This window comes from Qipengyuania sp. L-5Y (genome assembly GCF_056859455.1).
On the sequence record NZ_JBSXOM010000013.1, the window covers coordinates 24,548 to 34,171 of the forward strand.

At 61.1% G+C, this 9,624-nt stretch carries 7 protein-coding genes and 1 pseudogene; 2 read left to right on the plus strand and 6 right to left on the minus strand.

The genetic code is table 11. The annotated features are described in order from the left end of the window. Nucleotides 1-74: 74 nt before the first annotated feature. Together AC13F2_RS00725 and AC13F2_RS00730 are read right to left on the minus strand one after the other, a co-directional pair. Nucleotides 75-2,111: a 3-hydroxyacyl-CoA dehydrogenase NAD-binding domain-containing protein gene (locus AC13F2_RS00725; protein ID WP_482963988.1), complete on the minus strand. Its 2,037-nt coding sequence runs from the start codon at nt 2,109-2,111 to the stop codon at nt 75-77. After that, entirely contained in the window at nt 2,108-3,358 is a 1,251-nt protein-coding gene (locus AC13F2_RS00730) for a serine hydrolase domain-containing protein (protein WP_482963989.1), read from the minus strand. The genes AC13F2_RS00725 and AC13F2_RS00730 overlap by 4 nt, the downstream gene beginning before the upstream one ends. Before the next feature lie 350 nt (nt 3,359-3,708). Here AC13F2_RS00730 and AC13F2_RS00735 point away from each other — a divergent pair, with 350 nt between their 5' ends. Then, nucleotides 3,709-4,935 carry a TetR/AcrR family transcriptional regulator gene (locus AC13F2_RS00735; RefSeq protein ID WP_222827919.1) on the plus strand — a complete coding sequence of 409 codons (1,227 nt, stop codon included), beginning with the start codon at nt 3,709-3,711 and terminating at the stop codon, nt 4,933-4,935. 108 nt (nt 4,936-5,043) lie between these two features. On the opposite strand, the gene AC13F2_RS00740 is transcribed toward AC13F2_RS00735, so the two are convergent. Both AC13F2_RS00740 and AC13F2_RS00745 read right to left on the minus strand, forming a co-directional pair. Then, complete coding sequence (locus tag AC13F2_RS00740) at nt 5,044-6,114, minus strand: acyl-CoA dehydrogenase family protein (protein ID WP_482963990.1); 1,071 nt, start codon at nt 6,112-6,114, stop codon at nt 5,044-5,046. An 18-nt stretch (nt 6,115-6,132) separates the two neighbouring features. Beyond that, the gene (locus AC13F2_RS00745) at nt 6,133-7,344 is read right to left on the minus strand and encodes an acyl-CoA dehydrogenase family protein (protein ID WP_482963991.1); all 1,212 of its coding nucleotides are present in this window, start codon (nt 7,342-7,344) and stop codon (nt 6,133-6,135) included. Nucleotides 7,345-7,689: 345 nt separating this feature from the next. On the opposite strand from AC13F2_RS00745, the gene AC13F2_RS00750 reads away from it, so the two are divergent. Continuing rightward, nucleotides 7,690-8,583: an HpcH/HpaI aldolase/citrate lyase family protein gene (locus tag AC13F2_RS00750; protein WP_482963992.1), complete on the plus strand. Its 894-nt coding sequence runs from the start codon at nt 7,690-7,692 to the stop codon at nt 8,581-8,583. Here the strand turns inward: AC13F2_RS00750 and AC13F2_RS00755 are convergent. Together AC13F2_RS00755 and AC13F2_RS00760 are read right to left on the minus strand one after the other, a co-directional pair. Beyond that, the gene (locus AC13F2_RS00755) at nt 8,580-9,314 is read right to left on the minus strand and encodes a 3'(2'),5'-bisphosphate nucleotidase CysQ (protein WP_482963993.1); all 735 of its coding nucleotides are present in this window, start codon (nt 9,312-9,314) and stop codon (nt 8,580-8,582) included. The two genes, AC13F2_RS00750 and AC13F2_RS00755, sit on opposite strands and share 4 nt — an antisense overlap. Nucleotides 9,315-9,404: 90 nt before the next feature. After that, nucleotides 9,405-9,624: pseudogene (locus AC13F2_RS00760) on the minus strand (glucose/galactose MFS transporter); the annotation flags it as partial.

Consider the following 9,624-nt stretch of genomic DNA (forward strand, 5'->3'; position numbering starts at 1 on the left):
TGCAACGGTCCAACGTGCCGGATTGTTCGTCGAATTGCGTACCGCTGTTTCGAAATTGCCGCACTAAAGCAGCCTCAATCGAGCGATCCACCGTCCGCGGCCGTTTTGCGCAGATGCTCGCTAATCGGAAGACCGTGTCTGTCCAGCCCCTCGACTACCGTTTCGAAACCGATGGTCTTCGCCCAGAACATCGGTCCGCCCGTATAGAGCGGCCAGCCATAGCCGTTGATCCACACCACATCGATGTCGCTGGCGCGCTGCGCCATGCCTTCTTCGAGGATCTTCGCGCCTTCGTTGACCATGGGATAGAGCAGCCGCTCGCGGATTTCGTCCTTTGAAATCTCGCGCTGTTCCTTGCCCTCCTTGGCAGCGAAATCGGCAATGATCTGCTTCACTTCGTCCGACGGCGTTCGGTTGCGCGCTTCGTCATAGTCGTAGAAGCCTTTGCCAGCCTTCTGCCCGAAGCGGCCCGCCGCACACAGGGCTTCGCGCACGGTGGTCACCTTGCTCGGATCGCGGTGCCAGCCGATATCGATCCCGGCCAGATCGCCCATCTGGAACGGCCCCATCGGAAAGCCGAATTCCAGCAGAACGTCGTCGACATCCCAGTAATTCGCGCCTTCCATGATCAGCGCATTGGCCTGTTCCTGACGCTTGGAAAGCATGCGATTGCCGATGAAGCCGGGGCAGACGCCGGACACTGCGGCCACTTTCCCGATCTTCTTGGACAGCTTCATCACCGTCGCGAGCACATCGTCGCGCGTTTCCTTGCCGCGCACGACTTCCAGCAGCTTCATGACATTGGCGGGCGAGAAGAAGTGCAGGCCGACGACATAGCCGGGCCGCTTGGTGGCCGTGGCGATTTCGTCGATGTCGAGATAGCTGGTGTTGGAGGCAAGGATCGCGCCGTCCTTCACCACTTCGTCGAGCTTGGCGAATACCTTCTTCTTCACGTCCATATTCTCGTAGACGGCTTCGATCACGAGATCGCAATCGGCCAGATCGTCATAGGACAACGTCGGAGTGAGCAGGCCCATGGCGGTATCGACCGCCTCCATCGTCATGCGGCCTTTCTTGGCGGTGTTCTCGTAATTCTTGCGCATGGTGCGCGTGCCGCGATCGAGCGCGTCTTCCGCCATTTCCAGGATCGTCACCGGAATGCCGGCCGACAGGAAATTCATCGTGATGCCGCCGCCCATCGTGCCGGCGCCGATGACGCCGACCTTCCTGATCGGGATCAGCGGCGTGTCCTTGGGCACATCGTCGATCTTGTTGGCAGCGCGTTCGGCGAAGAAATAATGGCGCATGGCCGCGCTCTGCGTGCCGCCCATCAGCTTGCCGAACAGTTCGCGTTCCTTCTTCACGCCGTCGGCATAGGACAGTTCGCCTGCCGCCTTGACCGCCTCGATCGCGGCATTGGGCGCATCGAAACCGCGGATTTTGCGTGCTTGCGAGGCGCGGAAACGGTCGAATAGGTCCGGATCGCGAACGCCGTCTTCATTGGCCTTGCCTTCCGATGCGCGCGGGACCGGCTGGCCGATCTTCGATTTGGCAAAGGCGATGGCGTCTGCCTCAAGGCTGTCTTCGCCCACCAGCGCGTCGAGCAGTCCGATTGCTTCGGCCTTCTTCGCAGGTATCGGATTGCCGCCGACCACGAGGGGGAGGGCGGCCTCCGCCCCGACAAGGCGCGGCAGGCGCTGCGTGCCAGCGGCGCCCGGAATCAGTCCCAGCTTCACTTCGGGCAGGCCGAGCTTTGCCGAAGGCACGGCAACGCGGTAATGGCAGGCCAGCGCAACCTCGCAGCCGCCTCCCAGCGCCGTCCCATGGATGGCCGCGATGACCGGCTTGTCGCTCGCTTCCATCGCATCCAGCGTTTCCGGCAAATTGGGGCCGACCGGCGGCTTGCCGAACTCGGTGATATCGGCACCGGCAAAGAAGGTCTGACCGTCGCAGCGGATCACGACGGCCTCGACACCGTCGTCTGCCAGCGCTTCCGCGATCGCGTCCTTCAGCCCGGCACGCACTGCCTCGCCGAGTGCGTTGACCGGGGGATTGTCGGAAATGACGACAAGGACGTTATCGTGGCGTTCGGTGCGAATAGGGGAAGTCATGGACGGTCTCCATCGGCATAGCTGTCGGTTAGGGCGGAATAGATCAGCGTCTTCAATTGACGGCGGATCGGGTAGGTCGACGAAGGGTAGACCTGCGTCATGAATACCATGGTGATCCGTTCGACCGGATCTACGAAGAAGGCGGTCGAATATGCGCCGCCCCAATAGAATTCGCCTTCGCTCGACGGCATTAGCGTCTTCGACGGGTCGATAACCATGGCAAAGCCAAGGCCGAAACCGGTTCCGGCATTGTTGGCTTCGGAAAACAGGCTGCTCGACATTTCGGTCAGGTCGGCATTGTTCGGCAAGTGGTTGGTACGCATCAACCGTATGGTTTTTGGGCTAACGATGCGCGCGCCGTCCAGTTCTCCGCCATTCAGCAGCATGGTCGAAAACCGGTGGTAATCGGCAATCGTGCCGATCAGCCCGCCACCGCCGCTGTCGAAGGCGCCCGGCTCGTTCAGTTTGCTGGTCGCACCGGCATTGATCATCTTGGGCGCATGGCCCGGTTGGTAGGCATAGGCATCGACCAGCCGCTCGCTTTGTCCCTCGGCCACGCCGAAATGCGTGTCTGTCATCCCCAGTGGTGCGAAAATGTGCTTTTCGAAATAATCGCCAAGCCGCATTCCGCTGATCCGTTCGACGGCAACGCCCAGCACATCGGTGGAAACCGAATAATTCCAGCCGGTCCCCGGTGCGAACTCCAGCGGCAGCTTCGACAGCTTCTCGATAAAGGCATCGCTATCGAGGTGATCCCGGGCGAAATCGAAATTGTTCTCGCGATAGGCCGCATCGATATTGTTGCGGTTCTGCAGTCCGTATGTGAGGCCGGACATATGCGTCAGCAGGTCGACGAAACGCATCGCGCCGGCAGGCTTTCCGGGCGCAAACGGGATCGCCCCGCCGCCGCCAGCATAGACCTTCAGGTCGGCAAATTCGGGGAAGATGCGCGCAACCGGTTCTTCCAGCGCAACCTCGCATTGCTCGACCAGCTGCATGAAAGCGATCGATGTGACGGGTTTGGTCATGCTGGCGATACGGAACAGGGCGTCATCGCGCAGTTCGCGCTTGTCGTCTCCCATCGAACCTAGCTTGGTGTAATGTACGGGCTGTCCGTCCCGCGCGATGACCAGCTGGGCATTGGGCAAGCGCCCGCTGTCGATATAAGTCTTGGCAAGGAAGGGTGCGATTCGCGCCAGTCGCTCGTCATCGAATCCCAGTGTTCCGGCGTCTGCCAGCTCGAACATTCCTGTCTCCTCTCCGCGCATACCTATGCTTCGGTTTTGTACGAATAGCGGATTCATCTGTTCTTGCCACCCTCATACCTCAACTTCGAACACGGCTTGCGTGTCGGGGTTGGACGGGTGTAGCTTGTGCATTGGAGAGAGAGAGTCGCCCGACAGAGGCGACAGCAAGAGGGGATTGGGATGAGCGAGCTTGCGCGCGCAATGGCGATCGTGTGGCCTTTTGGCTGGCGGGCAGGGACTGGCAACGCTCACCGATTGCGACTTTCCGATGGCAAGCTACACCGGTGCAACAGCCTCCCGACATCCCCGGGAAATAGGGTGCTCGGCATCGCCATGCGCATCTTCGCCTCATGAGCCGCGCACCCAACACCCGCAAGTTCGGGGAAAAACGCGATGCCATCGTCAATGCGGCGTCGATCCTGATCAATGATGCGGGCGTGCAGGCAACGACGCTTGCGGATGTTGCACAGGCCATCGGGCTGAATGCGACCAGCGTGACCTATTATTTTCCCCGCAAGGAACAACTCGTCGTCGCGGTCTATGACGAAACGCTCACCCTGATGGAGCGGATGGCGGCAGAGGCGCTGGAACAGGATAATCCGGCGGCTCGGCTGCGCCATTTCATCGCCGCCCATGTCACCCTTCGCAAACGCATCCGCGCGGGCGAACGGGGACTGACCACTGCATTGTCCGAAATCCGCACGCTCGACAGGGCGGCCTATGACGCGCTGATGGCTCATTACCTGCGGGTTGTGGACCTGGTACGGCGGTTCTTTGGCGATTGGGCTGACCGGGAAGAACGGGCGTTGTTTTCGGCGCGCGCCCATATCCTTCTCGAAGCGATGATGTGGTGGCCGGTCTGGTCGCTGCGCTATTCCGTTCTCGACTTTTCACGGATCGAGGATCGCCTGTTCGATATCCTCGCTTACGGTCTGCCAACGACGCGCGGACTGGTCGATCCCCAGCAACTCGTCGGCAATTGGCGCACGTCGGATGATGAACAGGCCGGGCAGAACGAAGCGTTTCTGCGGGCTGCTACGGTGACGATCAACGAGCGCGGCTATCGCGGCGCGTCGGTCAGTCGCATTGCCGAAAGCCTCAATGTGACCAAGGGCAGCTTCTATCACCATCACGAGGCGAAGGACGATCTGGTACTCGCCTGCTTCCAGCAGAGCTATGATCGCCTGTCGGCCGTCCAGATCGCCGGGCGCGACATCGAGACTGATTACTGGACTCGATTGTCGAGTGTCCTTGCCGAACTGATCGATCTGCAGTTTTTCGATGGTACGCCGCTATTGCGCACCACGGCGCTTCAGGCGCTCGATGCCGAACATAAGGAAGATGTCGTTACGCGGTCCAATCGGCTGGCACGGCGCTTCGCGGGCATGCTTATCGATGGGGTCGCGGATGGCTCGGTCCGCGCGATAGATCCGCTCGTGGCCGGGCAGGTGCTGATGTCCACGGTCAACTCGGCCTATGATGCACGGCATTGGGCGGCACGTTTCGATAAGAGCGAAGATGCGGTGAAGACCTATCTGTCGGTCATGGCGCAGGGGATGATCACGGCGCCTGCGTAAAGGTCGGCCGGTACGCCGTGTCCCGTCGAGGCCGAACGAAGATATCGCCCGTTCTTAAAGGAAGAGGCGCCCGCGATATGCGCAATATCGCGGGCGCCTCTTTTGTCGTCAGTACTTGCTCAACCGGGCAAAGCGATCCCGGAGATAGCTCGATGAACCCCAGGACGATTCCAGCACTCGGGCACGCTTCAGGTAGAAGCCGACATTATATTCATCGGTCATCCCGATGCCGCCGTGCAACTGGATGCCCTGATTGCTGATGAGATGCAGAACACGGTTGGCTTCCGCCTTGGCGACGGTCGCGGCCTGCGCCACACCGAACCCGCTGTCGATCGCCTGTAGGCCGCCTTCGACGGCCGAACGCATCTGCGCAAGGTCGGCGAACAGATCGGCCATGCGATGCTGCAGCGCCTGGAACGTCGCAAGAACCTGGCTGAACTGCACCCGCTGCTTCAGGTAGTCGAGCGTCGTGTCGAACACGGCCTGCGCCATGCCGAGCATCTCGGCAGCCGTCAGCACGCGTGCACGATCGAGTACGTCCTCCAGCAGGCTGTCGCCGCCGCCGTCGAGCTTTTCCGCCGCTGCGCCATCGAATGCGATATCGGCATGATTGCGCTGGTCGGTCAGCTTGCGAGTGGTCAGCGAAACTCCATCACCATTTTCGACCAGATAGAGGCCGTCCTTGGCTGCGACCACGAACAGGTCGGCGCCATGCGCTTCATGGACGAAGGCTTTCTTGCCGGTCATCTTTCCGCCGGACACGCTGGTTTCAATACCGGAAGGATCGTGACGAGCGCTTTCGTCCACCGCCAGGGTTGCAACGGCTTCGCCGCTGGCCAGCTTCGGCAGCCATTTTGCCTTCTGCTCGTCGCTGCCGCCAAGTATGATGGCGCTGGCAGCGATAGTCGTGGCGATCAGGGGGCTGGCGGTCAGGGTCTTGCCGAGCTCTTCGATAACCAGTCCGGCCGACATGAAGCCGAAGTCGGACCCGCCATGCTCTTCCGGAATGATGACCCCGGCCCAACCCATTTGCGCCATCGTCGCATATGCATCGGCATTATAGGCCTGCGGTTCGCCGCTGGCGCGTACCTTGCGGAATTCGGCTACGGGGCTTTCGTTCATTGCCCAGTCGCGCGCCATATCGCGCAGCATTTCCTGTTCTTCGTTGAGAACTGCCATTGTCTGTGTGCTCCCCTCTTACTGGTGGTCGAGCATGCCAAGCACGCGCTTGGCGATGATGTTGTTCTGGATCTCGGTCGACCCGCCATAGATCGTGGTTGCCTTGCCGAAGAGCCAGCCGCGCACGGATTCCAGTTCGCTGTCGGAAAACTCGTCGCCTTCCCAGCCCAGGCCCTGAAGGCCGCGGATCTCGATCAGGAGCTCCGCGCGTTCCTGCCCAAGCGTCGTGCCGACCTTCTTGAGGACGGAACTGATCTCGGAAACGCCGCCTTGCGCCTTGCTTTCATCGACTGCGCGGCGCGCTGTCAGCAGGAAACTCGACCAGCGGATTTCGAAATTCGCGATCTTGTCCCGCAGGATCGGGTCGGCCAGCGATCCGTCCTCATTGGTTTCGCAATATTTCTTGGCGATGTTCGACAGGCTGGCACCCATCATCCGGGCCATGCTGCCGCCGCCCGAAAGATTGGTCCGTTCGTGCTGGAGCAGGCGTTTGCCGATGGTCCAGCCCTGGCCTTCTTCGCCCACCAGGTTTTCCTTCGGCACCTTGACGTCGGTAAAGAAGGTTTCGCAGAACGGGCTCATCCCGCTGATCATGGTGATCGGGCGCACTTCCACGCCCGGCGTGTCCATGTCGATCAGCATGAAGCTGATGCCCTTGTGCTTGTCGCTCTTGTCGGTCCGCACGATGGCGAAGCACTTGTCGGCCCACTGGCCGCCGCTGGTCCAGGTTTTCTGGCCATTGACGAGATAGTGGTCGCCCTTGTCCTCGGCAAAGGTCTGCAGATTGGCAAGGTCGGACCCGGCATTGGGTTCGGAATAGCCTTGGCACCAGCGGATTTCGCCGCGGCAGATGGGTGGGATATGCTCCTGCTTCTGCTCTTCGCTGCCATATTCCAGGAGCGTCGGGCCAAACATCATCACGCCCATGCCCCCGATCGGGTTGTAGGCGCCGGCTTTGGCAAATTCCTGCTCGACGATGCGGGCTTCGGCCTTGTTCAGTCCGCCGCCGCCATATTGCTTGGGCCAGGTCGGTGTGCCCCAGCCGCGCTCGCCCACGGCTTCGCGCCATGCCTTCTGCGCCGGAGTTTCCTTGCTGGGTCCTTCCACGCCGGCAAGGGCGTGGCCCCTGTTCTTCAGTTCCTCGGGAAAATTCGCGGCGATGAATTCCTGCACTTCGGTGCGAAACGCATTTTCATCGACACGGGTGTCGGGTTCAAGCTGTGTTGCCATAGGCCTCTCCTCTAATTCCTGTCCTTCTATCGGGCTCTTCGGCCCACGGCCACGACCCATTCTGCTGGACGCTCTGTGGCCTCTACTCATAGTCGTGCGGGTAAACCTAAAAGCTGCTGCCGGTTGGATACCCTATATTCAAAAAGTTCCTCGACCCTAGTCGAGATTCCCTGATGGATCCAAATTTCCACCGCGTCTATTCGAGCGTGGATTATCCTGTCAGCCGGAATCGCAAGTCAAAGAGGCCTTAACATACCGCATAATCGAATGCGGGCAAGCGCAACCATGTGGACGTTACGGCATGGCGCTTCATCCTTGACGCGGGCCCCTCCTTTCGCCTCAAGCATGTACATGATCAACTTACCCACCCTCCGCATGCGCAGCTGGCTCTTCGCGCCCGGCGATAGCGACAAGAAGATGAACAAGGCCGCCGACGGCGAGGCCGACATCGTCATCCTGGATCTCGAAGACGCCGTCGTCGAAAGCGGCAAGGCCGATGCCCGCAATGCGATCGCGGAACTTCTGCGCAGCAAGGATGAGGCGCAACGCGCTCGCCTGTGGGTTCGCGTCAACCCGCTCGACGGCGAGTGGACGGCCGACGATCTGGCCATCGTCATGCCCGCGCGGCCCGGCGGCATTATGCTCCCCAAGTCGCGCGGCCGCGCTGATGTCGAGGAACTGGACCGCCAGATGACGGCGCTGGAAGCGGAAAACGGAATAGAACCCGGCTCTACCCCGGTCATCGCATTGGTAACCGAAACCGCGGCAGCGATGTTCACCACGGGCGATTATGCCGGGGCACCGCGCCTGGTCGGGATGACCTGGGGTGCGGAGGACCTTGCCGATTCTCTCGGGGCGCAGAGCAATAAGGATTTCGAAGGCGAATTCGCGTTCACATACAAACTCGCCAGGAGCCTGTGCCTGCTCGGGGCAGCGGCTGCTGAAGTCGTACCAGTCGAGACGATCGACACCAATTTCCGCGATCTCGAGGGTCTCCGCAAACGTACGATCGAGGTTCGACGTCAGGGCTATCGTGGAATGCTGGCGATTCATCCCGCCCAGGTGCCGGTCATCAACGAAGCTTTCACGCCGAGCGAGGAAGAGGTCGCCGAGGCGCGTGAGATCGTTGCCCTTTTCGAAGACAATCCGGGCGCGGGAGCGATCGGCTGGAGGGGCGGGATGCTTGATCGTCCGCATCTGTCCCGCGCGCGCCAACTGCTTGCACAGGTCGAAGACTAGGTCGAAATCTTCGCGACTTCGGCCAGTACCTGTTCGGCCCATTCAGCCCGGCAGATCAGCAGGTCCGGCATATAGGTATCGGCATTGTTGTACACGAGCGGGCTGCCATCGATGCGGCTCGCATGAAGGCCATGGGCCAGTGCAACAGCAGCGGGGGCCGCGCTGTCCCATTCGTACTGGCCGCCTGTGTGGAGGTATATTTCCGCCTCGCCGCGAACCACGGCCATGGACTTGGCACCGGCGCTACCCATGCCGATAAGTTCCGCTCCGATTGTATCGGATACCGCAACCGCTTCGGTGGCCGGCCGTGTGCGGCTGACCACCATGCGGGGCCTTTGGGGAAGGGCGGGTAGTGCAATGGGAGCATCGCTGCGCAAAACGATGCCTAGGCCCGGTAATGCAACTGCACCTGTCTCCGGCCTGCCCTTTACGCATAATGCGACGTGGACCGCCCAATCGGTTCGGGCTTCGCCATATTCCCGTGTGCCGTCGACCGGATCGACGATCCAGACCCTGTCCTTGGAAAGCCGCTCGTCGGTGTCCCTGCTTTCTTCGGAAAGCAGCCCGTCGTCGGGTCGCTGTTCGCGTAGGGCACTGACGAGAAACTGATTTGCGGTCTGATCGCCAGCCTTGCCCAGCGCCTTGCCGGTAAACATCCCGCTATCGCGGACTTCAATCAATATGTTGCCAGCGATTTGGGCGAGATGGGCAGCCAATTCTGTGTCAGTCATTTCGTAAACGCCCCCGCGTCACCGCATGTCGGGAACGCATGGCAGAACTGCGTCGATTTGCGAACCCCAAAGAGTTGCGCCCCCTCCCTGTCACGCTGTTGCGGGTTTTCGCGCGAAGAGGCCGAAGCTGGCGATGATGGCGTAGCAGATGGCGGGGAGGGTGAGGGCAAGGGGGAGACTGCCGGTGGTATCGGCGAGGACGCCGAACAGCAGCGGGACGACCGCGCCGCCGAAGATCGCGACATTGATGATGCCCGATCCGTCCGCCGCGCGCGAGCCGAGCTTTTCGCAGGCGAGCGAGAAGATCGTG